The sequence below is a fragment of the Lancefieldella sp. genome (assembly GCF_057237245.1).
Genome location: NZ_DBHHJM010000006.1, coordinates 48,955 through 75,343, shown reverse-complemented (window position 1 = coordinate 75,343; position 26,389 = coordinate 48,955). Strand labels below are relative to the sequence as shown.

General features: G+C 47.7%; 25 protein-coding genes and 3 tRNA genes. 10 read left to right on the top strand and 18 right to left on the bottom strand.

All coding sequences use genetic code 11. From position 1 onward, the window contains the following. Positions 1-3: 3 nt before the first annotated feature. From ACO5GU_RS05735 to ACO5GU_RS05710, 6 genes are all read right to left on the bottom strand, one after another. Entirely contained in the window at positions 4-822 is an 819-nt protein-coding gene (locus ACO5GU_RS05735; RefSeq protein WP_035427204.1) for a PTS system mannose/fructose/sorbose family transporter subunit IID, read from the bottom strand. Between the two features lie 2 nt (positions 823-824). Beyond that, a complete protein-coding gene (locus ACO5GU_RS05730; protein ID WP_484814973.1) occupies positions 825-1,691 on the bottom strand; it encodes a PTS mannose/fructose/sorbose/N-acetylgalactosamine transporter subunit IIC in 867 nt (288 codons plus the stop codon). 19 nt (positions 1,692-1,710) lie between these two features. Further along, positions 1,711-2,205 (bottom strand): PTS sugar transporter subunit IIB, encoded by a 495-nt coding sequence (locus ACO5GU_RS05725; RefSeq protein WP_035427201.1) that lies wholly within the window; start codon positions 2,203-2,205, stop codon positions 1,711-1,713. A 54-nt stretch (positions 2,206-2,259) separates the two neighbouring features. Continuing rightward, the gene (locus tag ACO5GU_RS05720) at positions 2,260-2,691 is read right to left on the bottom strand and encodes a PTS sugar transporter subunit IIA (protein WP_035427200.1); all 432 of its coding nucleotides are present in this window, start codon (positions 2,689-2,691) and stop codon (positions 2,260-2,262) included. A gap of 461 nt (positions 2,692-3,152) precedes the next feature. Then, entirely contained in the window at positions 3,153-4,859 is a 1,707-nt protein-coding gene (gene pgi / locus ACO5GU_RS05715) for a glucose-6-phosphate isomerase (protein WP_484930398.1), read from the bottom strand. A 96-nt stretch (positions 4,860-4,955) separates the two neighbouring features. Then, the gene (locus tag ACO5GU_RS05710; protein WP_484930397.1) at positions 4,956-5,447 is read right to left on the bottom strand and encodes a hypothetical protein; all 492 of its coding nucleotides are present in this window, start codon (positions 5,445-5,447) and stop codon (positions 4,956-4,958) included. A gap of 189 nt (positions 5,448-5,636) precedes the next feature. Here ACO5GU_RS05710 and trxA point away from each other — a divergent pair, with 189 nt between their 5' ends. Together trxA and ACO5GU_RS05700 are read left to right on the top strand one after the other, a co-directional pair. Continuing rightward, on the top strand, positions 5,637-5,954 hold the full coding sequence (gene trxA, locus ACO5GU_RS05705) for a thioredoxin (protein WP_012809400.1): 318 nt from the start codon (positions 5,637-5,639) through the stop codon (positions 5,952-5,954). A 93-nt stretch (positions 5,955-6,047) separates the two neighbouring features. Next, positions 6,048-6,764 carry a phosphatase PAP2 family protein gene (locus tag ACO5GU_RS05700; RefSeq protein ID WP_484930396.1) on the top strand — a complete coding sequence of 239 codons (717 nt, stop codon included), beginning with the start codon at positions 6,048-6,050 and terminating at the stop codon, positions 6,762-6,764. Here the strand turns inward: ACO5GU_RS05700 and ACO5GU_RS05695 are convergent. From ACO5GU_RS05695 to purH, 9 genes are all read right to left on the bottom strand, one after another. Further along, a complete protein-coding gene (locus ACO5GU_RS05695; protein WP_313994529.1) occupies positions 6,724-7,221 on the bottom strand; it encodes a metallophosphoesterase family protein in 498 nt (165 codons plus the stop codon). The two genes, ACO5GU_RS05700 and ACO5GU_RS05695, sit on opposite strands and share 41 nt — an antisense overlap. A 52-nt stretch (positions 7,222-7,273) precedes the next feature. Beyond that, on the bottom strand, positions 7,274-7,987 hold the full coding sequence (locus tag ACO5GU_RS05690) for a LytR/AlgR family response regulator transcription factor (protein ID WP_035431453.1): 714 nt from the start codon (positions 7,985-7,987) through the stop codon (positions 7,274-7,276). A gap of 51 nt (positions 7,988-8,038) precedes the next feature. Further along, entirely contained in the window at positions 8,039-9,376 is a 1,338-nt protein-coding gene (locus ACO5GU_RS05685; protein ID WP_475003443.1) for a GAF domain-containing sensor histidine kinase, read from the bottom strand. A gap of 6 nt (positions 9,377-9,382) precedes the next feature. Next, positions 9,383-10,006 carry a QueT transporter family protein gene (locus ACO5GU_RS05680; protein WP_484805071.1) on the bottom strand — a complete coding sequence of 208 codons (624 nt, stop codon included), beginning with the start codon at positions 10,004-10,006 and terminating at the stop codon, positions 9,383-9,385. Between the two features lie 84 nt (positions 10,007-10,090). Beyond that, positions 10,091-10,837 (bottom strand): glutamine amidotransferase, encoded by a 747-nt coding sequence (locus ACO5GU_RS05675; RefSeq protein ID WP_484930395.1) that lies wholly within the window; start codon positions 10,835-10,837, stop codon positions 10,091-10,093. After that, on the bottom strand, positions 10,830-12,242 hold the full coding sequence (locus ACO5GU_RS05670) for a MurT ligase domain-containing protein (protein ID WP_084054987.1): 1,413 nt from the start codon (positions 12,240-12,242) through the stop codon (positions 10,830-10,832). The genes ACO5GU_RS05675 and ACO5GU_RS05670 overlap by 8 nt, the downstream gene beginning before the upstream one ends. Positions 12,243-12,390: 148 nt before the next feature. Then, the gene (gene nifJ / locus ACO5GU_RS05665; protein WP_484930394.1) at positions 12,391-15,945 is read right to left on the bottom strand and encodes a pyruvate:ferredoxin (flavodoxin) oxidoreductase; all 3,555 of its coding nucleotides are present in this window, start codon (positions 15,943-15,945) and stop codon (positions 12,391-12,393) included. 395 nt (positions 15,946-16,340) lie between these two features. Further along, positions 16,341-17,003 (bottom strand): hypothetical protein, encoded by a 663-nt coding sequence (locus ACO5GU_RS05660; RefSeq protein WP_484930393.1) that lies wholly within the window; start codon positions 17,001-17,003, stop codon positions 16,341-16,343. A gap of 53 nt (positions 17,004-17,056) precedes the next feature. Further along, positions 17,057-18,646 carry a bifunctional phosphoribosylaminoimidazolecarboxamide formyltransferase/IMP cyclohydrolase gene (gene purH, locus ACO5GU_RS05655; protein WP_484930392.1) on the bottom strand — a complete coding sequence of 530 codons (1,590 nt, stop codon included), beginning with the start codon at positions 18,644-18,646 and terminating at the stop codon, positions 17,057-17,059. 140 nt (positions 18,647-18,786) lie between these two features. On the opposite strand from purH, the gene ACO5GU_RS05650 reads away from it, so the two are divergent. The 4 genes from ACO5GU_RS05650 (at position 18,787) to ACO5GU_RS05635 (ending at position 20,689) form a co-directional block, all read left to right on the top strand. Further along, positions 18,787-19,416, top strand: a complete 630-nt coding sequence (locus tag ACO5GU_RS05650; protein WP_484930391.1) for a GNAT family N-acetyltransferase — start codon at positions 18,787-18,789, stop codon at positions 19,414-19,416. Positions 19,417-19,418: 2 nt separating this feature from the next. Continuing rightward, on the top strand, positions 19,419-20,354 hold the full coding sequence (gluQRS, locus tag ACO5GU_RS05645) for a tRNA glutamyl-Q(34) synthetase GluQRS (protein ID WP_484880960.1): 936 nt from the start codon (positions 19,419-19,421) through the stop codon (positions 20,352-20,354). A 55-nt stretch (positions 20,355-20,409) separates the two neighbouring features. Next, a tRNA-Ser gene (locus tag ACO5GU_RS05640) sits at positions 20,410-20,500 on the top strand. A 112-nt stretch (positions 20,501-20,612) separates the two neighbouring features. Then, positions 20,613-20,689: transfer RNA gene (locus tag ACO5GU_RS05635), tRNA-Arg, on the top strand. Between the two features lie 36 nt (positions 20,690-20,725). Here ACO5GU_RS05635 and ACO5GU_RS05630 read toward each other — a convergent pair. Continuing rightward, positions 20,726-21,046 (bottom strand): hypothetical protein, encoded by a 321-nt coding sequence (locus ACO5GU_RS05630; protein WP_314006671.1) that lies wholly within the window; start codon positions 21,044-21,046, stop codon positions 20,726-20,728. A gap of 141 nt (positions 21,047-21,187) precedes the next feature. Next, a complete protein-coding gene (serS, locus tag ACO5GU_RS05625; RefSeq protein ID WP_035427179.1) occupies positions 21,188-22,471 on the bottom strand; it encodes a serine--tRNA ligase in 1,284 nt (427 codons plus the stop codon). Between the two features lie 110 nt (positions 22,472-22,581). Here serS and ACO5GU_RS05620 point away from each other — a divergent pair, with 110 nt between their 5' ends. Beyond that, entirely contained in the window at positions 22,582-22,800 is a 219-nt protein-coding gene (locus tag ACO5GU_RS05620; RefSeq protein WP_035436565.1) for a DUF6724 family protein, read from the top strand. Positions 22,801-22,841: 41 nt separating this feature from the next. Here ACO5GU_RS05620 and ACO5GU_RS05615 read toward each other — a convergent pair. Beyond that, positions 22,842-22,928, bottom strand: a tRNA-Leu gene (locus ACO5GU_RS05615). Positions 22,929-23,061: 133 nt separating this feature from the next. On the opposite strand from ACO5GU_RS05615, the gene ACO5GU_RS05610 reads away from it, so the two are divergent. From ACO5GU_RS05610 to ACO5GU_RS05600, 3 genes are read left to right on the top strand one after another with little or no spacing between them, the layout of a single operon-like run. Further along, the gene (locus ACO5GU_RS05610; protein WP_484930390.1) at positions 23,062-24,858 is read left to right on the top strand and encodes a bifunctional serine/threonine protein kinase/MFS transporter; all 1,797 of its coding nucleotides are present in this window, start codon (positions 23,062-23,064) and stop codon (positions 24,856-24,858) included. Next, positions 24,845-25,969 (top strand): FHA domain-containing protein, encoded by a 1,125-nt coding sequence (locus tag ACO5GU_RS05605; RefSeq protein ID WP_484896511.1) that lies wholly within the window; start codon positions 24,845-24,847, stop codon positions 25,967-25,969. The genes ACO5GU_RS05610 and ACO5GU_RS05605 overlap by 14 nt, the downstream gene beginning before the upstream one ends. Next, a complete protein-coding gene (locus tag ACO5GU_RS05600; RefSeq protein ID WP_012809422.1) occupies positions 25,969-26,382 on the top strand; it encodes an FHA domain-containing protein in 414 nt (137 codons plus the stop codon). The genes ACO5GU_RS05605 and ACO5GU_RS05600 overlap by 1 nt, the downstream gene beginning before the upstream one ends. Positions 26,383-26,389: the final 7 nt, after the last annotated feature.

The following is a 26,389-nucleotide window of genomic DNA, read 5'->3' as shown; positions in this document are numbered from 1 at the left end:
AAATTAGTAAGACAGACCTGGGTTGAAGACGCCAATAACAACGCCAACAAGTGCTACAACAACAAGAATCAGCATAACAACAGTTGGGCTGAGCTTCTTCTTAGTCATCAACCACCAGCAAAGGTATACAAACAGAAGGTTCAATACCTTAGGGAAGATGCCATTAAGTGTTGTCTGAATGTCAACACCAGCAATATTCAGAGAAGTTGTGACGTTAATCCATGTAGCAGCAACAGAGCCAATGACCATAGTGCCAATCATAACAATGGAGCTACGGAGAGCCTCGGACTCAGGACCAACAAGTGCCTCAACAGCAGAAGAGCCCAGGCTATAGCCCTGATCGTAAGCAAACTTCATGCCGAAGTACATAATGAGGTTCCAGACCACAACATAGAACAGTGGGCCAAGAACGGAGCCGCCCTTAGAAAGGCCAAGTGCAATTCCAAGAAGAATTGGAATAAAAGTACCAACGATAATGGAGTCACCAAGACCAGCAAGAGGGCCCATAAGACCAGCGCGAAGACCATTGATGGTCTCGTCGTCGATTGCCTCGCCATTTGCGCGAGCCTCTTCAAGAGAAGCGGTCAAGCCAACAACCATAGAACCAATCTGTGGCTCGGTATTAAAGAAGGTTGTATAGGTAGAAAGTGCCTCAACCTTTTGGTCATCAGTATCGTAAAGCTCGTCAACGATTGGAAGCATGGATGCAAGGTAACCAAATGTCTGCATGTGCTCCTGAGAGAAGCAGGTAAGATTGCCGTAAATCCAGCTCAAGAAAGACTTATTACGTGCTTTCTGAGAAATGGTTTTCTTTTCAGCCATGATTAAATATCCTCCTCTTCTTCATCGTCTGCGCTTACATTGCCTGATGCTGCAGCAGCCAAACGAACATTCTTTGCCTGCTGAAGCTGATAGTTAAGAACAGCAAAGAAGACTGCTACGACTGCAGAGACAATGAGGTTCAGGCCAAGTGCGCCAGCAAGGATAAAGCCAAAGGCAAAAGTTACCCAATCAAGAGGCTTGGTAATAACCTGCTTGCACAAAATTGCAACACCAACGGTAGGAAGAAGGGTACCAACGGTGAAGAGGGTCATCATTGGGATACCGTTCATAGGAAGGTATTCCTTCATGATGCCAACCATGCTCTCGCCAGCCATGCAAATGAAGAATGTTGGAATGAACGAGAAAAGAATGTGAGAAACCCAAGGGAATACAAAGTCAACCATTGGAATGGTCTTCTTAATACGACCCCACTCTTTGCTCTCCATTGCACGCCAGCCAATACCCTGCCATACAAGGTTCATGGTAGCGGTGCCGTAGAACAAGACGGTACCAAGAGTACCAACAGCTGCGCCAATAGCAGCTGCCTGAGATGCAGCCTCAACAGAGCTTGGATCAAGACCATAAGCCTTGATTGCAAGAATTGCTAGAGGAATACCAATGTAGGAAACTGCACGAACGTCAGCGGAAACAGTTCCGCCAGGTGTTACGAGTGCAATGTAGACCAACTGGATTGCTGCACCAACAATAATGCCAGTCTGGACGTCGCCAAGAATGACACCAACGACAAGACCTGCAACAAGTGGACGACCGAGGGTATAGTTACCTACGGTAGTACCAGCCATGCCAGGTAGTGACGCAAGGCATGCAAACAAACCCAAAAGGGCAGCTTGAAACGCATTAATTGCCATAAAAATCGCCTTCCGAATACTACTTTACGTCAAACTTCTCGCGGAATTTAGGCCACTCACCAATTGCCTTTTCTTTAAGAAGAGCAAATTGAACGGTATAACCAGCTTTGGTTATATCCTCAAATGCCTGTCCCTCTTCTTGAGTAAAGGACTGGTTGTTGCCCAGCTTTACCGCACCAGGACGGTCATTACCAGGACCGATAATGACCGTGTTAATTCCTGGCTTAAAACCAAAGTCAACAAGAATTTTCTTCATGTCGACTGGGTTTTTAGTAATAAGAAAATAACGAGAATCGCTGTCTAGAACCTTCTGAGCGCTCTCTTTGAAGTGATCAAATGTCCAAACAAATACTTTCTTGTCAGGTGCTGCTGACTTGTAAGCAGACTTAAGGACAGGATTTGATGCAGCCGCATCATTAACTGCAATGATTCCGTCACAAGGAACCTCAAGGGCCCAACGAGTGACTGTCTGACCATGAATCATGCGGTCATCAACACGAACAAATGAAATCATGTTTTCTCCTAACATATTTCTTACGCAAGCAGCTACGCGTACTTGCAGTAATTACTAAAGGTCTTCCTCGTCATCGTCTTCAAGAGCTAAGACGATCTGATTAACGCCATTTTTTCCTTCGTTCAGGATTGATGACACAAGAGCCTCACCACTTAGGCCATCATCGATAGCCATCAAAGCACCAATTACCATGGGAAGATTGGCACCACTAAAAGCCACGGTATGGGAAAGCAGGCCTTTTTTGGCGAGAAGATCAAGTGCATTAGTAAGTGGAGAACCACCGATAATGTCACCAAGAACAACAACCTCGTCGTCAGCAGTAAGTGGCTCAAGAATTTTTGACAAATTCTCTCTATATTCAGCTGCTCCCACGCCATCTTCCATGCTGTAGCTCAAGATGTTTTCTCTGGGTCCCATCAGCATGTCCATTACGCTATGCAGACCTGGTGCAAACGTTCCATGACTTACGAGCAAAAGGTACTTCATTACTGCTCCATTCCAGACATCACCACTGTGGCTGTACTTCGCCTGTATTAACAGCCGTACTACGCCAATACAAAATTTCCAGCCTGTTATGTAAATTGCTATGCATCAAAACTTACATTCCAAGCCAAGTGTCACTTGCCTAGCCGTTATAACACAAAGGTATACATGCGCTATTGGCATTCGCAAATTTTTAATATTCTTGATGTATTATTTTTTTAAATTTTATTTAAAAAATTCAATTGATTCAGTTTCTTTTAGATGAACAGGCGTTCTAACAGGATAAATAAATATGCAGAAATTTTTTGCATATATGAACATAAAAGTAGCAATATTGCATATATTAGATAAAGAAATGTCCGCTCAGCACTCCTCGAAATACATTTCTAAAAGTAAGAAAGAAGGCCATACAAGATGACCTTCTTAACATGAAATAAAAAAATAATTTTATGTTATGTAACGTGTTATGTTCTGTTTCTGCGATAGAAATCAACAAGAGACTGAGTGGAAGCGTCTTGTTTTGCTAGTTCTTCGTCGTTATGAATTGCAGGGAAAATCTGCTTTGCAAGCTGTTTACCAAGCTCTACGCCCCACTGATCAAAGGAATCAATGCCCCACACAACACCTTCAACAAAGGTAATGTGCTCGTAGAGTGCAATAAGCGTACCAATAGCACGAGGATTAAGCTCTTTACCAAAGATAGAAGTAGTTGGCCTATTTCCTTCAAAGACGCGTGCAGAAACCATCCACTCTGGTGTTCCCTCAGCACGGACCTCATCAGCAGTCTTACCAAAAGCAAGCGCTTTAGTCTGCGCAAAGAAATTGGAGAGGAAGAGTTCATGGACGTCTAGGTCTGCATCTTTGGTGGCAAAGGCAGTATTTACAAACGCAATAAAGTCAGCAGGAATAATCTGGGTTCCCTGATGGATAAGCTGGTAGAACGCATGTTGACCATTAGTTCCAGCCTCTCCCCAGAAGATTTCGCCTGTCTTTGAAGTAACCGCCGTACCATCCCAACGAGTAGACTTACCGTTGGATTCCATGGTGAGCTGCTGGAGATATGCAGGGAATCTATGCAGGTGCTGACTATATGGAAGAACGGCGTGAGATGCTGCGCCAAAGAAATTAACGTACCAAACGTTTAAGAGACCCATGAGAGCAACAACATTTTGCCTCAATGGAGTGTTCTTGAAGTATTCATCAACTGTATTAAAGCCACTGAGGAATTCTGCAAAGCGCTGTGGACCAAAAACGATAGCCAGCACCAGACCAACTGCAGAATCAACCGAATAACGGCCGCCAACCCAGTTCCAGAAACCAAAGGCATTCTTTGGGTCAATGCCAAAGTCTTCTACCAGATCAAGTGCAGTGGAGACAGCAACAAAATGCTTGCGAATAGCCTCTGCATTCTGAGAATCAGAGCCATCAATAACGCCCTGCTCAGCAAGCTTTTCCAAAAGCCATGTGCGAGCACAACGGGCATTGGTAAGAGTCTCAAGCGTAGTAAAGGTCTTGGAAACAATAACGAAGAGTGTTGTTTCTGGATCAAGATCCTCGGTTTTCTCGCCAAGGTCAACAGGGTCAATGTTGGAGACAAAGCGAGCAGTAATACCGGCGTCTGCAAAAGGCTTTAGGGCCTCGTAAACCATAACAGGACCAAGGTCAGAACCACCAATACCAATACTTACAACAGTCTTGATAGGCTTGCCAGAAACACCCTTCCACTCTCCCGAGCGAACTCGGTCACAGAAGGCATACATCTTGTTCAAAGTCTGGTGAACATCGGCGACAACATCTTGTCCGTCAACAATAAGCGTGCCGGCCTCAGTTGCGGGACGACGAAGTGCCGTGTGGAGAACTGCTCGGTCTTCAGTAGTGTTGATATGCATGCCGGCATACATAGCGTCTCTACGCTCTTCAAGCTTGACCTCTTTAGCAAGGTCACACAGAAGATCAAGCGTCTCTTGCGTGGCAAGGTTTTTAGAAAGATCGATATGGAACTGGTCTAGCTCGAACGTAAGATTCTTGGCGCGCTGTGGGTCCTCTGCAAACCATTTCTTCAGCGTAGCCTTAGTATCTTTTAAGCTGGTGTAATGCTCTGTAAGTGCCTGCCAAGCTCTAGTCTGTGTTGCGTCAGTAGGCAAAATGCTTGGTGCTGTAGGTGATGCCATACCAGTCTCCTTCTTTTGACTACCTCAAGGATAATCTGAGCAACGCTCATGAAACGCCACAATGTCGTTTTTCGTAAAAAATACGACAAATCATTACTAATAGGGTTCTCCCAAAGGTGGAACCTGTTTAATTGCAGCCCAGCGCATCTGCTTCTGATGAGGGTCATCAAGCGCACCGGCAAAGTTATCAAGATTAACCACGCGCATTCCACATACATGAACAAGAACACGGGGCGAGAAGGTCTTCTCGGCATCAGTTTTAAGCTGGTCAAGCTCTTCTGCGTATGCTTCACGCACTGATGCAACTGCTGCATCATTTGCCATGAGCACCGCGTCAGGACTAAAAGCACTTATCGCCTGCCTAACGAGCTCTGGATTTATGGGATCGCCTGTTTTTGTTGTGGTAAGTAAGATAGCCCATGCCTCAGGTGCATAGCCTAAATGCTCTAAAGAAGCTTTAAGTGCAGAAAGCTCTTCTTCTCCAAAGTCTTCTTGCCCTTTTACTAACAAAACCGATGCAAAAGCATTGCCTGCCATACACACCCCCTGAGCAGCAAAATCTCCAAACTCGTGCGTTGTTTTTGCCATGTAGGCTTCTTTTCGCATAGATCTTTCGCTTGGCATGCGCACCTCTTTCTTATATGCCAACTATGCACGTAATTCACAATTTGAGCAAGTCTATAAAGTTATGTGTATACACTTTTCTAATTTGGGGATAAGTTTGCTAAGTGCTTGAAATTAAATGGCCTAAAGGCCGTGTGTAACTGGAGGTTCGTTATGGCACAGCAGCTTACTACTGCAGAGTTCGATTCTGTTCTTGCAAACGCAGACAAGCCTGTTCTTGTTGATTTCTGGGCATCTTGGTGCGGTCCTTGCCGTGCTCTTGGTCCAGTTGTTGAGGAAGTTGGCAATGAGATGGCAGACAAGCTTGACGTTTACAAGGTAAACGTTGATGACGAGGCAGATCTTGCAACTCGTTTCCGCATTGTCTCTATCCCAACCCTCATCCTCTTCAAGAACGGTGAGCCTGTTCACACCATGGTTGGCAACCTTCCTAAGGCTGACCTCGTTTCTGAGCTCAACGCTAACCTGTAAGTTCTTGTGTGCCACGCGGCTGCGCTGGCTTATCATTGAACTAAGCGGCGGTACGTCTATCGGCGTGCCGCCTTTTTATTACAAGGAGAACTAATGGCCGATAAAAGCCTTGATGCCCAACAGACAGGACTTTTAAAAGGAGTTCGTAAGCGCCTCTTTCTACAGCGTCTACGTTCTAGCCTTTCTACCATCATTCTGCTTGTCTCTTCAGCAATTTTTATTTTTCTGCTGATTGACGTTTCTGAAGGTGACGTCATCGGCATTGATCACTTTGCCTACAGGCTCTTTGTTGTCCACCTGAGAACTCCCCTTCTCACTGAGATAATGGAAGGGTTCTCTGGACTTGCAAGTCCTGTCACCGTTATTGTCATGCTTATTGTGGTTGCCGCGTTTGCGCCAGGACCAAGTGTTGGCAGGCTCGCCTCTATTAACCTTGGCGGTGTTGTTGTTGTAGACCTTATCTTTAAGGCAATTGTCCAACGTCCACGCCCAGATGGCTTTAGACTGGTTGTTGAAACTGGCTACAGCTTCCCGTCGGGCCACTCGATGTTCTCGATGGCTTTTTATGGCCTACTCATTTGGCTTGTCTGGCATTACGAGAAAGACAAGCTACAGCGTTGGATTTGGTGTGGCCTGTTCTCAGGTGTCATCATTATGATTGGCGTCAGTAGAATTTATCTGGGTGTGCACTACGCTACCGACGTCATTGGTGGTTTCTCGCTTGCCCTTGTATGGCTAGTGCTTTTTACCAAGCTGATGATTCCATCGCTTATTTACAAGAAGAAAGTACCTCAAGCGAAGACAGACTAATAATCTCTGCGCTGACCACCTGGGCCGATTCTTCATCAACAATAATGCGTCCCATAGTTGCGCCCTCGCGACCGCGAGGATACGTAGGACTTCCTGGATTCATTACAAGCGTGTTGGTCCACTCGTCGCGCTGTACAAAAGGCTTATGCGTGTGACCACAGATAGCAATGTTGCATTTAACCAGGTCAAGCCTCTCGCGATAATGGCATACCTGCCACTTTAAACCGGCCGCAAAGAAAATAATCTTTTTCTTTACCATGGGGCCATAGTTGTAGCAAAAGTCATTATTGCCCAGGCAGAGCTTTACCGGAGCAATCTTCTGGAGTGTCTGATAATCAGCGTTTGAAGTGATATCTCCCGCATGCACAATGTAGTTGGCGCCCTGCAGAGCTTCAAGCAACTCAGATGACAAATACCCATGCGTATCTGAAATTACATCAAACCTTACCAGTGCCATACCAAACTCCTACGTGCGCTTTTAAGCCTCTGGCGAGAAACCCTTTGAGCTTCTACAGTCCCAGTGCTCGCTTGAGTGCAACCACACGACGGCGAGAAACCGAAATGTGACGCTCCTCAAATCCCTGAATAGTCAACTGTAGGATACCAGCAGAGATAACCTCAACATCGTCAACATACTCAAGATTCACGATAAAGCTACGATGAATGCGGAAGAATCCGTGCGGAGCAAGGCGCTCTTCAAGTTTTTGCAGAGAAATAGTAGACAAGAAGCGATCGTCTTCTGTGTAGATGCAAGAATAATCGTCTTTTGCCTCAATGAAGCGAATCTGATCAATAGGAACAAGAACTTTGCTGCCGCTCTTAATGACAGGAATACGCTCAATAGTTGCCATAGGAGACTGAGGACGCAGACGCTCTTCAACCTTATCAAGGGCCTGCTCAAGGCGCTCGGTCTCAACGGGCTTCATCAGGTAATCAACGGCATTAACGCCAAAGGCGTCTAGTGCGTACTCGCTATATGCAGTGACAAACACAATCTGAGGAGGGTTCTTCAACTTGTGAAGAGCCTCTGCAAGCTGCATTCCATTTGTCTTAGGCATAGAGATATCCAGGAACAAGACCTCAACGCGAGACTCCATGAGTTTCTCGACAGCATCCCTTGCACTTGTGGCCTCAATAATTTCCTCGAGACGTCCGGTCTCCTCAAGCAAGAACTTGAGTTCAGAACGGGCTGGAGCCTCGTCATCAACAATCATGGCACGCATGTCATTCATCTCCCAACGGCCTAACGCAGCGTTAAGCAAAAACCGATACTACTATGCTGTTGCCTGCAGTGCCGCACCTGCAAGCTTGAGTGTCACGCACGTACCCTGCCCTGGTTTAGACATGATTTCCATGCCAGAGCCAACGGCGTAGAAGCGCTCAACTCGCTCAGCTACGTTCTTAATGGCAATACCCGTGCCCCTATTTCTCCCCGAAGAATCCTGCGGGGTAGGACCTTGACCATTAAGTAAGCGAGAAACAGTCTCTTCATCCATTCCAAGACCATCATCAGCAACAGATATAAGAATATCATCATCATCGCGTGTGACGTGGATGTCAATATGGAGGGCGCCTTCATCTTTCATAGCGTGCCTCACGGCATTCTCGACAATAGGCTGAATCAAAAAAGACGGTACCTGAATATCTTCGCATCCCTCATCGACATGCTCAGACTCTTGAATACGTTCTTCTCCAAAACGAGCCTTCTCAATTGTCAAATACCTGCGCGTTTGTGTCAATTCCTGAGAAAGCGGAATAAGCGCACCTTGAGAGCTCTCAAGCGTACGGCGATAAAACACAGAGAACTCGCGAAGCAGGTCTCGCGCCTTATTGGGGTTTGTACGCGTAAGAGATGCAATGGTGTTGAGCGTGTTGAACAAGAAATGTGGATTAATCTGTGCCTGCAAGGCTTTGACCTCGGCCCGAGCAGTTAACTCTGCCTGGCGATCAAGCTCATACGAGGAAAGCTGCGTGGAGAGAAGCTCGCCCAGTCCCTCAGCAATTGCCAACTGCGTACGATCAATTTCAATGCCACGACGATAGTAGAGCTTGATAGTGCCAACTGTGCGATCCTGAACAATCAACGGAACAATGATGCCAAAGGAACTGCCACCATTGCCAAAGCCGCCACGCCTTTGTAGTACCTGCTGACGACTATCTACCGAGACAAACGTCTCCATGCGGCCACTTTCCAGAACCTCAGTTGCAGGGCCAACCACTTTTGAACCAGGCATATGCGAGGTTGCAATGTCTCCCTCAAAGCCCAGCACGTACTCTGTATCCGTGATGGAAATAGCAGCTGCAGAAGTTTCTGGAAGCAATAGTGTGCAGATAGTTGGCGCTGTTTCTTGCGACAAGCCTCCGCGTAAGGTCTTGAGCGTCTTAGAGGCAACCTCAAGGGTGCGCTCTGTTGCTTGAGACCTGGCGTGCTCATTACCAGGCTGGGTAGTGCCACCAAGAACAATGACCGTGGCAAGTCCTCCGCCTGCAACAAGAGCGGCAAATAGGTTGTCTGCCATGACGCTCCAGGAAAGCAAGCCCAGCAATACACAGGCAAGAATAATCAGGACTATCTTGGTTGATCTATGTATGTACTGAGCAAGTCTTTGCATGGTTGTCTAGTTCTCGACTGATTCTGCAGCAGAATCCTCAGAAGCCAGCTGCTGCGGCAAAGGAGAATGCTTAAGCGCACGAGCCAAAGGAGCTCCTAGTACATAGAGAACAACAGCCTCTCCGAGTCCTGTGGTGATAAAACCAAACAAGAACATAAGAGGATACGATCCATCAAGTTCAATGGTGGTAAATGGAATTGTGTAGAATCCCAATCCCTGAAGCAAAATAGGAAGATATGCAGACACAATAACTGCATTTGCAAGCACTGGTCCCAGGAGTGCAAGTGGTACATTTTTCCTGTTCTTCCAGGTAAACCATGCACCAAGAGCAGTTGCCAAGGAGCCGAAGACTACGTCTAACAATCCCAGGGCGCCTGTGCCAGAAATAACCATATTTGCAAGGTTAGCAATAACGCAACCAAGCGTTAGTCCTGGGATTGCGTCAGCGGTAAAGAGTGCAATAACCACAACCGCCTCAGAGATGCGGAACTGCACAGGACCCCAAGCAAGACCGCCCAAGAAAAGAAGAGCTGCAAGCGTAAGTGCTGCATAAAGGGCAGCAATAATACCAATACGTGCAAGGCGCTGAGCGCGCTGTTTTGTTGCATAAGCTGAAGAAACCTGTGGCAAAACAATCCCCTTGTTAACTCTAAAAATTTAGTTCATGATACGACGAAACGCATATATGAGCAAATGAGCAGCGCAGACATACATTTAGTAATGCAGGTGCATTCCTGGATAGACCATCTCACGAGCATGCTTTTGATATGCGGCAATAGCCTCTTCCTCAAAGGCAAGAGGAGTGTTTTCCTCGCCCGCCATATCCAAAATCCAACGCGTGAGATAAGGATTCAAAGGAAGCAGAGGACCAATCAGCCAGGTGGCAATAGCATTCTTACGACGGAAGCCTTCTAGTTTGCTTTCCTTATTGATGCCAAAACCTACCTTATTTTTAAGGAAGTAGCAGTTAGAGTTATCTCCCTCGGTGAGTGTGAACTGCATCTTAAAGCCAACGACAACAAAAGGCTCTTTGCCATTGCCAGGATCAAACTCACCCACCTGAACATCATGGAAGCGCTGGGGCATATAGCGAGTAGTCGTAAACTTGAAGAGGCCCAGAGCCTCAATTTCAGAGCCGTCAGGATTAACGATTTTCTCGCCAAAAAGCTCTGAAGCGTTGCCCGCAAACAGCATAGGAACGCCCTGATCAGCCAGCTCTGCAAGCCTGTCCTTGTAAGGCATAAGGCGAGAAATAATAAGCTCTTGCTGGGCTTCTGTCATGCCACCCATGATGATTGCTGATGGCGTGTTTTCAACAAAGTAAGGCGTTGCGGCGTGAGAGGTGTACACAAAGTTCTCTTTTGGAAGGCAGGCCTCCAGGTAGAGAGCATTTCCGTTGTCTCCACCCTGGTTACCGTACTCTGGGTAAAGAATCTCAATCTTAGTTGCTGGATTACTCATGGGAGGCCTCCATCTGTTTCAAGCGCTCAATGATACGGTTTCTGCTGATATCAGCAATGCCACCGTTATAGAGGCCGTGTGCATAGAAAACGTGCTGGCAAGCGTTAAGGTCAACCAAGTCAGCGGTCTCTTCAGGAGAGCTTGCCACAAAGGTTTTAGCTGGATCAATACCCGCAAGTCTGAGCCTAAGCTGCAGGTCAAGTGAAGTGTCGCCATAAATAATGACCTGTTTAACGCTTGGATCTTGTAAGAACTCAAAGTCTGTCTGGTAGTACCAGCCAATATACTCTGTCTGGTCTTTTGCTTTTGCCATGTACGCATCAGCAATCATGATGATAATTGCCTTATCACCTGGCTGTTTGCGAAGGATATCGATGGTGACTGAGGTTGCCGTGTCATTCTCACCCTTAGAAGCCATGCTAATAAGACGACGACCGTTGTAGTCAATCTCGTTATACCTGGAGGAAGCAATGTTGACGCGTTGCAAAGATGCAGCGATAGTTGCAGGCGCAAGACCCATCTCACGCGCGGTTACAATGGCCACAAACAGGTTATAGAGGTTGACGATAGAGTAGCTGTTGAGCTTGTACTCATATGTTGGTGCACCCTCGTGGCAGTGCTCCTTGACCACAAACTTGCCAGTCTCTGGCTCTACTGAAATGACCTCATAATCAGGAGTTGGGTTGGTATAGCCGCACTCCTCACAGGTTGCGTGGCCAAGATGCCTAAGGTGTGCATAATCCCACTTGAGCTTGCCACCGCATTTGGGGCAGGCGGTAAGATCTGAAACAATGCCCACTGGCTCTGCGGTGTCTTCTGCCAGCCTTGCGATGGAGTAATACGTACGATGAGTGCACTGAGGAGCAAGTCTGCAGCTAATCATGTCATCTGCGTTCAAAATCAGATGAGTTGAAGCAGGAATGCCCTTATCCATAACGTCAAACACGTAGTCTGGTGTTGCGCTACGAGAAAATGTATCGCGGAACAAATTGGTAACAGACAAAATATCAGGCTGCAGGTAAGGGAAAATGCGAGGTCCAGAGAGCTCGTCAAACTCCATAACTGCAAGCTTAGTCTTTGACGTACCCTTCCACGTGGCGTTCTTTGCAAACGAGCTTGCAAAGCCACTGGAAATATTGCCGCCAACGCGGTTGGTAACGGTCTGGTAGCCATTATCGGCGAGAAGATCGTTGAGCAGGTTGTTGGTGGTTGTCTTGCCGTTTGTGCCGGTAATAAAGACAATCTGCTCTGGCTTAGCAATGTCTCCCAAAAATGCAGGATCAATGCCTTCAGCGATAAAGCCTGGCAGTGTTCCGCCTTCATGGTTAGTCAATTTAAGTGCTGCAAGTGTTGCTTTAGCAGCGAGAAAAGCTACAGGAAATAGTCTGCTCTTTTTTTGTGCCACAGTAACTCCCATCGTGAGCAAAGTCTCTCTAGTTTATCACCTCGCGAGAAGGGCTTGAAGAACACAGGGCTTCTCGCCAAAAATGTCGCATAAAAAAGCCGAGCCAGGATGTCCTGGCTCGGCTGAAGCTACGTGAAAGTAAGTTACCTTACTCCTCAGGCTGCTCCTTCTTCTCTGCAGCGTAAAGCTCGGAGAGGCGGACAAGGTGATCGTAGCGAGCCATTGCGGCTTCCTCGTTCTCCTTGAAGAGCTTCTCTGCGTGCTCTGGGAACTCGCGGGTGAGTCGGCTGTAACGAGCCTCGTTCATCAGGAACTCCTGGTAGCCACCCTTAGGTGCCTTGGAGTCAAGCGTGAACTTCTTACCTGCTGGTGCAGATGGGTTGAAGCGATAGAGGTTCCAGTAGCCAGTCTCGACTGCCTTCTTCATCTCCTCCTGTGCGTGAGCCATGCCGCCCTTGATGGAGTGCATCTCACATGGGGAGTAACCGATGATGAGGGATGGTCCTGGATAAGCCTCTGCCTCAGCAATTGCCTTGAGAGTCTGCTGGAGGTTTGCGCCCATGGAAACCTGAGCAACATAGACGTAACCATAGGTCATTGCAATCTCAGCAAGGTTCTTCTGCTTGATGTCCTTACCAGCTGCTGCGAACTGTGCAACCTGGCCAAGACGGGAAGCCTTAGAAGACTGACCACCAGTGTTGGAGTAAACCTCAGTATCGAAGACAAAGACGTTGATATCCTCGCCAGAAGCAAGAACGTGGTCAAGGCCACCGAAGCCGATGTCGTATGCCCAACCGTCGCCACCGAAGATCCAGAAGGACTTCTTGGTGAGGAAGCTCTTGTTAGCAAGGATTTCCTTAGCTGCTGGAAGATCAGACTTAGCAAGCTCAACTACGAAAGTCTTAGAAGCTTCCTTGGAGAGAGCTGCGTCGTTAACGGACTCAATCCATGCCTTAGCAGCATCCTTGAGGTCCTGAGATGCACCGTCCTCATCGACAAGCTGCTGAGCAAGCTCCAGGAGACGCTTCTGCTGTGCCTGGTGACCAAGCATCAGACCCATACCATGCTCTGCATTGTCCTCAAAGAGGGAGTTGTTCCATGCTGGGCCGTGACCATTTGCATCGGTAGTAAATGGTGAGCAGGAAGCTGGGTTACCCCAAATTGAGGAGCAACCAGTTGCGTTGGAGATAAACATACGATCGCCAAAGAGCTGAGTGACCAGGCGGCCGTAGCTGGTCTCAGCGCAGCCTGCGCAGGAACCGGAGAACTCAAGAAGAGGCTTCTTGAACTGAGATGCCTTGACGTTGTTAGCGACAAGCTCGGTCTTCTCGGAGACGTGATTGACTGCGTAGTCAAAGATCTCCTGCTTGGACTCCTGCTCCTCGATTGGCTTCATGGTCAGAGCATCTGCAGGGCAGATGTAGACGCAGTTGGAGCAACCGGTGCAGTCGAGCTGAGAAACTGCAATCTCAAACTTGTAGCCCTTAGCCTTAGGACCAACGGCATCCTTGAACTGAGACTGTGCTGGTGCAGCAGCAACCTCTTCGTCGGTGAGGACGAATGGACGAATGACTGCGTGTGGGCAGACATAAGCGCACTGGTTACACTGGATGCACTTCTCGACGTTCCACTCAGGAACAACAACAGCAATGCCGCGCTTCTCGTAAGCAGCAGCACCAAGCTCAAACTGTCCATCAACGTGGTTCTTAAATGCAGAAACAGGAAGTGCGTCACCCTCCATACGAGAGACTGGAGTCATGATGTCGCGGACCTGCTTGAGCAGAGCCTCACGGCCCTCAAGAGTGATTGTGCTTGGAGCATCCTCTGCGGTAGCCCAATCAGCAGGAATCTCAATCTTAGTAAATGCAGTAGCGCCAGCGTCGATTGCCTTGTGGTTCATATCGACAATGTTCTGGCCCTTCTTCAGGTAAGAGTGAGTTGCAGCATCCTTCATGTACTGAAGTGCGTCTGCCTCTGGGAGAACCTTTGCAAGAGCAAAGAATGCGGACTGAAGAATGGTGTTGGTGCGCTTGCCCATACCAATTTCCTTGGCAAGGTCAATTGCATTGATCAGATAAACGTTGATGTTGTTCTTAGCAATGTAGCGCTTTGCCTCTGCTGGCAGGTGGTGTGCAAACTCCTCTGCATCCCACTGGCAGTTAACCAGGAAGGTACCGCCAGGCTTAACGTCGCGGACCATCTTGTAGCCCTTGATGATGTATGCAGGAACGTGGCATGCAACAAAGTCTGCCTTGGTGACATAGTAAGGAGAACGGATCTTGTGATCACCGAAGCGCAGGTGGCTGATGGTGATACCGCCGGTCTTCTTGGAGTCATACTGGAAGTATGCCTGAACATATTTATCGGTGTGGTCACCAATAATCTTAATGGAGTTCTTGTTAGCACCAACGGTACCGTCGCCGCCAATACCCCAGAACTTGCACTCAATGGTGCCCTCAGCTGCAGTGTTAGGAGCCTCAGGATCCTCTGGGAGAGACAGATTAGTAACGTCATCGACAATACCAACGGTGAACTCACGCTGAGGAGCATCCTTCTTGAGCTCCTCAAAGATTGCGAATGCAGATGATGGTGGGGTGTCCTTAGAACCAAGGCCGTAACGACCACCAACAACCTTAATGCCTGTACGACCAGCCTCATAGAGGGAAGAAACAACGTCTTCGTAGAGAGGCTCACCAACGGAACCTGGCTCCTTGGTGCGGTCGAGAACAGCAATCTTCTTGACGGACTCAGGAAGAACGTCAACAAAGTGCTTTACAGAGAATGGACGATAGAGGCGGACCTTAACCAGACCGACCTTCTCGCCATGAGCGTTCAGATAATCGATAACCTCTTCGAGGGTATCGCAGAAGGAACCCATGCAGATAACAACGCGGTCAGCGTCTTCTGCGCCGTAGTAATTGAACAGACCGTAGTCGGTACCAAGCTTAGCGTTAATCTGGTTCATGTAGTCTTCAACAACTGCAGGCAGCTGGTTGTAAACCTCGTTGCATGCCTCGCGGTGCTGGAAGAAGATATCGCCGTTCTCGTGGGAACCACGGCTTGATGGATGCTCTGGGTTCAGTGCGTGATCGCGGAATGCCTGGACAGCGTCCATATCACACATCTCAGCCAGGTCAGCATAATCCCAAACAGCAACCTTCTGAATCTCGTGAGAAGTACGGAAGCCGTCAAAGAAGTTAACAAATGGAACCTTGCCCTTGATTGCTGCAAGGTGAGCAACAGGAGCCAGATCCATAACCTCCTGGACGTTGCCTTCTGCGAGAAGTGCAAAGCCAGTCTGGCGAGCGGACATAACGTCAGAGTGATCGCCAAAGATATTCAGTGCATGGGTTGCAACGGTACGTGCGCTGACGTGGAAAACACCAGGGAGCTGCTCGCCGGCAATCTTGTACATGTTTGGAAGCATGAGCAAGAGGCCCTGAGAAGCGGTGTAAGTAGTGGTCAGAGCACCTGAACCAAGAGAACCGTGAACAGCACCAGCTGCGCCAGCCTCGGACTGCATCTCGACAACCCTAACGGTTGTACCAAAGATGTTCTTTACACCCTGGGCGGACCACTGGTCAACATAGTCTGCCATTGGACTTGATGGGGTAATTGGGTAAATACCAGCTACCTCGGTAAACGCATACGACACGTAAGCCGCGGCGTTGTTACCGTCCATGGACTTAAACTTTCTTGCCATTTCCTCTCCTTGCCTAATCTGTGATTTCTCACAGTATGCGTCTGTGCGATCCAAAATAAAGCTGTAGACCCTGGGTGACTATGGAAACATGTTTCATAGTTCGGCCGGCAGCGGTCGCATAATGCTTTTATTATTGCGCAAAAAAACAATGAAACAAATCAGAAATACAAGCTGACAAATACCTATTTTCAGGTAGGAATTTCTACCTGCGGAATTACAAAATAAACATAACACTAAAGTGCAAGTTTTTTGTAAATCGACAAAATATTCAAGTACACAAGCAGCCATCTGTCTGAAAAACAGACAGATTTTTACGTAGGCGCTCAACGTGCGACAACTTTATCGTGCGTTGCGTACCCTTTGCTGGACGAGCCTTAAATATCGTACTTATCTGATTACTTAGCAGCTTTGATTTCACAAAGTTTCTTGTAACCAAATAAGAAACGCTCTCCTATCTCGCCTTGAGCGTCAGAAGCACATACGATTCCATGTTCATCTGAAGTAAGGAAAGCTTCATCAAATTCGGCGGTTCCATCAAATACCTGGGCAATAACGTCAGGATTAAACTCTGTTGGCTCATGAAGAGTCTGTGCCAGGTCTAACACTAAACTTGTGACTCCCGATCGAACGCTTTCTTCCGAGACACCCGCAATAAGCTTTCCGTCTTTTACCAGCCAAAGCACCTCTGGTGCACAATGAGTTTGCTGCTCTTCTCGCTGTGAAATTCTTGCACGTCCCGCAAGAGACAGAACAGAATGCTCTTCCAAAGACTGGTAAGGTCCGACAGTCATAGCGGCCTGTCCATTGCTCTCAAGCAAAATCATAAGAACGCCATCTGGAAACTCTTGTGACCCTTCTTTAAGCGTTCCCTCAATATGCTGCTTAGCCCAAGCAATCAAGTGCGGAGAAACCTCTTTTTGCGCAACAACTCGCTTGCTCAGCGCACGTAAGTGCCTGTTATCAAGAGGGAGGACACCTCCAGATAATCTCCAACGACAAACAAGTTCTAGATTATCAAGCTCAAACTTCTGAGCTGCTTCTAACTCTTCCTGGTCCACAGTGTCCTCCCCCAACTTTTTTTAAAATGAACTGCTAATCCCGAATTAGCAGATTAGTGCCTAAAGTGACGCTTGCCTGTAAACACCATTGCAATGCCGTATTCATCACAAGCAGCAATAGACTCATCATCTCTGACTGATCCGCCTGGCTGAATAATGGCTGTTACGCCATGGGCCGCCAAGGTGTCAACGTTATCTCGGAATGGGAAGAAAGCATCAGATGCTGCCACAAGATTCTTTGAATCAATTCCCATGCGCTCACAAGCTGCCTCTGCACGCTCACACGCGAGAAGAGCAGCGTCAACACGGTTTGGCTGACCTGGTCCCATGCCAATTCCAGCCTGATCTTTTGCAACCAAAATTGCATTTGACTTAACGGTCTTGCAAACTTTCCAAGCAAATACCAAATCATTCAGCTCTTCTGGAGTTGGCTGGCGCTTAGTAACAACCTCAAAGCTATCTGCAGCCTCGTCTGCGTGGTCAAGGTCTTGTACTAAAAGACCTCCGTCAACAGTTCTCATCTCAAGCTCGCGGCTTCTATCGATTCCGCCCGTAGCCAATACGCGAAGATTTGTTCTCTTTGACAGGCGTTCAAGAGCCTCTTCTGTAAAGCTTGGTGCAATAAGAACCTCAACAAACTGCTTATTGATGTCTGCAAAGTGCTCAACAAACTCCAGAGGAACCTCTCTATTAACTGCAATAATTCCACCAAACGCAGAGACTGGATCGCAAGCAAATGCTCGATCGTATGCCTCAACAACATTTTCTGCCGTAGCGGATCCACAAGGATTCTGGTGCTTCAAAATGATGACTGATGGGTCATCAAACTCACGAACAGCAGCCCAGGCTGCATCAGTATCAAGCAAATTGTTGTAAGACAAGGGCTTACCCTGAAGTTGCTGAGCGTTTGCCAGAGAGTGTGCGGGAGCTCCAGGCATCTTATAAAACGCTGCGGACTGCTGAGGATTTTCTCCGTAACGAAGATCTTGTTCTTTTGTTGCCTTTACCAGCAAAGTCTCTGGGAATTTACTTTGCTCTGATTCAACAACACCAGAAAGGTATGCGGCAATAGCACCATCGTATGCAGCCGTTGTCTTAAATACCTTCAAAGCCAGCTGCTGGCGAGAAGCCCTTGTTGTTGCACCGTCATGGACACGCATCTCATCAAGAACACGACCATAATCTGCCGGATCAACAACAACCGTAACAAAATCATTATTCTTTGCAGCAGAGCGGAGCATTGAAGGCCCACCGATATCGATATGCTCAATTGCATTTTTAAGAGTTACTGATGGATCAGCTACAGTCTTCTCAAACTCATAGAGATTAACGCAGACCAGGTCAATCATGCCAATACCATTATTCTCTGCGTCTGCAACATGACCGGGATTATCTCTACGGCACAAAAGACCACCATGAACACGAGGATGCAGCGTCTTAACGCGGCCGTCCATCATCTCTGGAAATCCGGTATAAGACTCAATAGGAACTACAGGCACACCAGCCTCTTCGAGGATTTTTGCGGTTCCGCCTGTTGAAATTACCTCAACGCCAAACTCTTTAGTAAGCGTTTGTGCAAATTCAACAATACCTGTTTTGTCTGTTACCGAAATTAGCGCACGTTTGATAGGGGCTTCAGCCATTGCCGCTCCTTTGTGTTCGACACTTGCTATCAGAAACACTTACAGCCTATCAGCTGCGAAACACTACGTACTAGATGTAAACAAACTTGAAACTATTCTATAATCTTCCGCTGTAAAACACCTGAAAGGAACTATTTCATATGTCTGCCGATACTCCAATCATAGTCCCCTTCGAAGATACTGACTTATCAGAACTTATATCAATCGTTGAACGTGTCTGGTACTTGGATGGCGATGAATCAAAAGATGAAAGTCGCTCACTTGCAACTATTGATATCGCCTATTTTCTTGGCGTTTCTACTCATCGCTTTGTAGCAAAGCAAGATGGTCAAATACTTGGTCTTATTTTCTGCTCAAACGGAGAAACTCCAGCAGATTTTGAAAAATGGCAGAAGTTAGAAAACGAAACAACAGCAAAAGCTAAGAAACTATTGAGTGAAGCTCGCTTTAAGGACTACGAGATCTTTGGTGATGTCGAATCTCATCTTGTTCATGATTATTGGAACACAAACACTAACGATGCCAAATGGGAAATTACTCTGTTCTGCGTTAACCCCGCTATAAAGAGCCAAGGTATTGGAGGCATGCTCTTCTCCTACGTTCTGGACTTTATGAAAGAGCAAGGAGCTAAGCATTACTTCCTTGCAACAGATGATGACTGCGACATTAGCTTCTATCAACACAAGGGTCTTGTCTGTAAAGATGAAGCTCCGGTTAAAGCGAACGGACAAGACTTTGGATTTGCCTATATCTATGCAGGAGATCTCTAAGAATGAGTTCTTGCGTTGGAAGATTTGCGCCCACACCTTCTGGAAGGATGCACCTAGGCAACGTTTTCTCAGCGCTTATGGCTTGGGCCAGCGTTCGCTCCCAAAATGGCAGCTTTATTCTTCGCATCGAAGACCTGGATATTCGTGCTCATAATCCTCAATACACCTCCCTCCTCCTTGATGATTTACAGTGGTTGGGACTAACTTGGGACAAAGGTCCGTATTACCAAAGCAAGCGTGCGGAGCTCTATCAGGACGCTCTATTGAAATTGAAACAACAGAAACTTTTGTATCCTTGCTTTTGTTCCCGAGCAGACTTACACGCTGCACAAGCCCCTCATGCCAGCGATGGTGCATATGTCTATGCGGGAACCTGCCGCGACCTGAGCAAATCCGAGCGTGAAGAGCTTTCTAAACATAAAATCCCAGCAACTCGCATACGAGTTCCTAATAAGACCTACGCGTTTGAAGACAAGGTCTATGGTCAAACATCACAAAACCTTGCTGAATCATGTGGAGACTTTATTGTCCAGCGTGCGGACGAAGTCTTTGCATATCAGCTTGCTGTAGTAGTTGACGATGCTGACATGGGCATAACTGAAGTAGTTAGAGGATCAGACCTTCTCTCGTCTACTCCTCGACAGCTTTATTTACAAGACGTGCTTGGTCTTTCTCATCCCATCTATGCTCACCTCCCGCTACTTGTTGCGCCAGATGGCAGGAGACTTTCTAAACGCAATCACGATCTAGACCTTGGTGTTCTGAGAGACCAAGGAAAAACACCAGAAGAAATTCTTGGCTTTCTAGCGTATTGCATAGGTCTTGCAGAAAAAGAAGAGCCTCTTTCTGCAGTACAAGTTGCCAATCGCTTTTCATGGGATGTACTTCGCGCTCACCGAAAAAACGTGGTTGTTGAGCATTTTTCACATGTTTTGTAAAATGTCTTATTGTGAGTGACGCCAGTTCGGGGTATCATTCTCAAGCACCCATTTTGGAGAGCTGACCGAGAGGCCGAAGGTGCTCGCCTGCTAAGCGAGTATGGGCCCCAAGCCCATCTGGGGTTCGAATCCCCAGCTCTCCGCCAGAATTTTCTGCTCGTTGCATCTCTGCAACGAGCTTTTTTCTTACCAAGAAGAACTTTTTCTAAGATTAGTCTTGCATTTTCAACTGGAAAATGGCATTCTATCTACTTGCACGCGGCGTTACCTCAGCTGGATAGAGGACCTGACTACGAATCAGGGCGTCATAGGTTCGAATCCTATACGCCGCACCACTTGAACTTAGGAGCTCCTTCGGGAGCTCTTTTTTATTATCTACCTGGTCTTAAAGCTACTTCACCGGAAGAATTTGCATACAAATACTGATAAGAAATTCCGGCTTCATCAAGCTCATCCATAACCTCAGCCATGCATGTTTCCGCCATGATGACCTCCAGATACTCTTGTGGACTTAAATCTTTTAAACCCACTCTACCTTGGTCTGAAATCCACTTTCTTAAAGTTGCAAGTTGCTCTGATGCAATATGGATCTCTGAATAAAACTCCTTGTGGCCGAATCCAATTTTTGCCGCACTACCCTGAACGAACTGCCTTAATACAATTTCTTTCTGTACCTCTACCAGACCTTTCATAGCCACCTCTTTCTTCCTTTACTGATCTCAGTATAGCAAATTTATAGAACATATGTTCTATAAATCAGTAAAAGAAATGGTCTTCACAATTCACTAGAAGACCATTTCAGAGATTGAATCAATTTTGATTAAAAAGAGAAACTATTCTGGTCGAATAACCTCGATGCCACCCATATAAGGACGGAGCGCCTCGGGTACGGTAACGGAGCCATCTGCGTTCTGATAATTCTCCATAATTGCAGCCATGGTACGGCCAACTGCCAGACCGGAGCCGTTAAGCGTGTGAACTAGACGGGTGCCCTTGAACTCTGCTGGATCCTTATAGCGGATATTTGCACGACGAGCCTGGAAATCCCAGCAGTTAGAGCAAGAAGAAATCTCCTTGTATGCGTTATAGCTTGGGAGCCAAACTTCGATGTCATAGCACTTGCATGCAGAGAAGCCAATGTCACCAGTGCAGAGAGTAACCACGTGATAAGGAAGACCCAGAAGCTGGAGGATCTTCTCGGCTTCCTGAACCATGGACTCAAGCTGATTCATGGAGTCTTCAGGCTTTGCAAACTTGACCATCTCTACCTTGTCAAACTGGTGAACACGGATGATGCCACGGGTGTCTCGACCAGCTGAACCTGCCTCCTCGCGGAAGCATGGGGTGAATGCGGTATAGAGCAGAGGGAGCTGAGATGCGTCCAGAATCTCGTCACGATGGATGTTTGTGAGCTGGACCTCAGCAGTTGGAATGAGGTAGAGGTCAGGCTGTACGTGATAGAGATCCTCTTCAAACTTAGGGAGCTGACCAGTGCCAAACAGAGAGTCCTGATTTGTGATAACTGGTGGCCACCACTCTTTGAAGCCTGCCTGGTTATGTGTATCAATCATGAAGTTGATAAGTGCACGCTCCATGCGAGCGCCCATGCCGCCAAGAAGATAGAAGCGAGTTCCTGCAAGCTTTACGCCACGGTCAAAATCAATCATGCCCAGCTCGGGTCCAAGATCCCAGTGCGCCTTTGGCTCAAAATCAAACTGAGTTGGCTCTCCCCACTTGCGAACCTCAGGGTTATCGGAGTCATCCTTGCCATAAGGAACGGATGCGTCAGGAATGTTTGGAATAGCTGCAACAAGGGCAGTGAGCTCTTCCTCAACCTCTCCGCGGCGCTGATCAAGCTCTGCGATGCGATCTTTGTTAGCTGCTACCTGCTCTTTAGCTGCCTCAGCCTCTTCCTTCTTGCCCTCACGCATAAGAAGGCCAATCTGCTTAGAAACAGCGTTACGCTCTGCCTGAAGAGACTCAACCTCGGCAATTACGCTTCTGCGCTCCTCGTCAAGCTCAAAGAATTTCTCGCGATCCCAATGGGCGTTTTGCCTGGACTCGCAAGACTTATCTACGAGGTCAGGATTCTCGCGCACAAATTTGATATCAAGCATGCAGCTTCTCCTTGAATCAACACTTTTTAGCAGTGCATTTTTTCTTATAGCTTACCAAGTATATACTTGTATTCAGATTCTTAACCCTTCACATGTTCTGGAGCTAGATTATGGACGCAATTAACTCATTTGTCGGCTGGCTTTTTGGCGATAAGACCGGTGTGTTGTTCCTCGTACTTGGTGGAATTCTGCTCTTTTTGGTCATTTCCTTTGTGCTGGAGCGCAAAACTAAAAAGATGTATTTCAACCATAAAAAGACTGAAGACGACTGGGATCTCTTTGGCGACGACCAAGAGGGTTGGTCTGATTTTGAATCAGATAACAAATAGGTAACAAAAAAGCCCCGTGAAGGGGCTTTTTTAAATGTAAATGGTGCGGGCGAAGGGACTTGAACCCCCATGAACTTGCGTTCATACGGACCTGAACCGTACGCGTCTGCCAATTCCGCCACACCCGCGTGCTAGGGAATAATACTACAACATTTTGTTTTCTTCTAATGGAAAAACAATAGATATATAAGAAAATTCTTTTCAGCGGTAGAATATAGACAGTCACGGCCGACAAACACATTTTAAACACAGGAGGTTGCCGTGAGTGACTCGCGGTCACAGACCACGCAGACTGCATATCTACATTCACCTTCTGCTCAGCATGCATCACCTGCGGCTGAGCCAGAAATTTTGCTGGACCGATATCGCGTTCTTGCTCGCAGGGGTAACGGAGGCTTTGGCACCGTTTGTACCTGCTGGGATACTCGTTTGCAGAGACGCGTAGCCATTAAGCGTATGCCACTGTTGGGAGCTTCCGAAACTACCGGAGTGTTTGCTTCAACTGTTGACGAGGCTCTTTCTGAGGCAAGAACTGCCTGCTTATTGGCTCATCCCAACATTGTGACTGTTCATGACTTTGAGATTGAAGGCGATTACGCTTACCTGGTCATGGAGTTTGTTGATGGGCTTAATTTATCGGAGCTCTTGGCTCGTGTTGAAGGCGGTTACCTCACCTATGCCGAAGCTGCTCACATGGTGTCTTCACTTGCAAAAGCGCTTCAATATGCCCATGAAAACGGCGTACTCCATCTGGATATCAAGCCAACAAATATCATGATTGACCGCCAGGGTACGGTAAAACTTGCCGACTTTGGTATGGCAACACTTGCTTCAGCTGCTGGTTATGGCGGCGCTCGCGGAGGTACGGTAGGCTACATGCCTCCTGAACAGGTTGAAGGCATGCTTGTTGATGAGCGCGCTGATATTTTCTCGCTTGCTGTTGTTTTGAGGCAGGCGCTAACGGGCGTCAATGTATTTGCGGGCAGAACGGCTAAAGAGTCTCTTGATCACATCTACAAGGGTCCAAAAATTCCTCTACTCAAACAAGATCCCGAGGTTCCCTTTGCTGTAGATACCGCCTTGACTCAGGCGCTTTCCCCTGAGCCGTCGATGAGACAAGGAAGCGTCTTGGAGTTTGCGCAAGAAATTGTGACTCCTCTTGGCAGCGAAAAGCAGGGCGAGAAAAGCCTCAAATCCCTGGTGGAACAGTCAGAAGAAGAGGAAACCGAGACCTGGGACGTCAAGCATCTTCCGCTCTCAATCCGCTTCCCCTGGCTGCCCTCGGCTGCCGTGCGTGGCGTATCAGCCCTGGTCGCCGGTATTCTTCTCGCCCAGTTGTTCCAGCTTATTGCTCCAGAATCGCTCACGTTTATTGTGGTGGGCTCTCTTGTAGGAGCTGCGGCAGCTGCTCTTTGGACTCCGTTGGGCTCTGCGCTTGTCATTGCATGCGCGGTATATGCTCTGGCAAGCATTAGCCCTACCAGCACTTCATTCCCGTTTGCAACGCTTGTAACCTTGGTAAGCGTTATCTGGTGGGCGTTTGCGGGAAGGGTCTCAAAATTCAGCAGCATCAACTGCTTATTAGGAGCTTTATTACCTACTCCTGTTTCAGCACCAGCACTTGTCTCCGCTACTATGCGTCCACTACCTGCAGTTTTAACAGGAGCCTTTAGCTATCTTTTTGGAACTTTATTTGCTAGAGGCATATCTTTAGGCTTTGCGGCAACTCCTCTTGCGTATGACTACACCTCACTGGCCTCAGGGCTTCCTTTTTGGATTCGCTTTGGGGCATGCGCCCTATCTGCTCTTTTAGGCTCGCTTATAAGCCAGAAAAGACGCCGTGGGTGGATGGTTTTTGGACAAATTATTTGTGCCGCATTGCTTTCAAGTGGCTTTATATGGGCAGCTTGGATGGAGAATCCCAATTTTTGGGTAGTTGAAAGTATAGTTTCGGTACTAATTACGGTATTCTTATGTGTACTTGTATGTATTGCAATTGTCCTGATAGGTCCACTTGACGCGGATCAGGAAGGCGAGGAATTAGATGAGCTTTCTTAGTGACTTTGAAAACCGTATTGGTTCGGTCTTTGGTGCCGCACCTCAGGGATACGCAGAGCCTTTCTCTTTTAAGAAGCTTGCCAAACGCGCAGCTAAAGAGATGGAACGTGAGACGTATGAGATTGATGGCGTAGACACTGCGCCTGCCCTGTATACCGTTTTAGTTGCTCCTCAAGACGATTCACTGATGCGTCCTCTTTATGCTGATCTAACTGCAGAGGTTTCTGACTTCGTGGCTGCTCAGGCTCAGCAAAAAGATTATGTATTTGTTGGTCAGCCGCTTGTTCGTTTTATGGTTGACCCTTCTCTGAAGCCTGGAAAATTTGCTGTCTTTGCAGAAAACGTTGACGGCAATACGCTTGACCAGCTACGCAATGAAGAGCGTGCTTTCTTGGGTGGAAACTCCAGTGTTGGAGGAGCTGCAGCTCAAATGCCTCAGCAGCACAATTCCCACGCTGCTGTTCAGCCAGAACCACAGCCAGAGCCAGATCCTCTGTCTGTAGTTCGCCCCGTTTCTGCAGATAATGCAACGCCAGAGGTTTTGGGAGATCTTGCTGGTACAGACGCCGGTCTTGCAGTAATGCCACCAGACTTTGTTGAGGCTCAAGGCGCAATTCCTGTTGTTTCCGCAGCTGAGTCCACTCCTATGCCTGTTCTTCCTAGCTCAAACGGGCTTCCAGACCTGCCTGTAAACGGAGCAATCCCAACAGCAGCTCCTGTTCCTATGACTCAGCGTCGTATCACGCCTTCCCTTGATGCCCAATTAAACGGCGCGGGTGGTCGTTCTTCTCGCAATCTGCAAGGCACGCCACGCGCAAACATGGACGCTACCTGCATTTTAATTGATCGCCAGAGCGGTCGTTCGTATCGCGTTGAGGCTCCTCGTGCCATTATTGGTCGCGAGCGCTCTCAGGCAGACGTTGTTTTGCGCGATCCTAACGTTTCAAGACGTCACGCCGAGATGACCTATGATGGTCACGATTGGCATATTGCTGATTTGCACTCCACTAACGGAACGCTTGTCAACGATATCGACGTAGATGAGGTAATTCTGCGCGACGGAGACCTCATTACCATTGGTCTTATGGACCTTCAGTTCCGGGAGAACTAATGATTGATCTAATTCTCTTTGCAGGACGCGTTCTGCTTGTTGTCCTGCTGTACATCTTCCTGTTCTCAGTCATGCGCACGGGCATTGGTCTTGTCCGCGGTCAGCGCAAAGACGGAGCTATTTGGTCCGTTGATGTCGAGAAGGGCGTCAAGTCCTTACGTGGTCTGCACGTAGATATCTTGGGACCCGTTGTTATTGGACGTTCTCCTTCGTCTGACATTGTGATTGACGAACCTTACGTTTCCGCTTCACACGCCCGCTTTACCATCCAGGGACCCGCTCTGGTGCTTGAAGACCTTGGTTCCACAAACGGAACTATGGTTAATGGTCACATCATCGAACAGCCTGTTACGCTTCGCGACACAGACGAAGTCCAGGTCGGCGATGTGATTATGCGTGTTGGACGTCGATAAGAGGCTC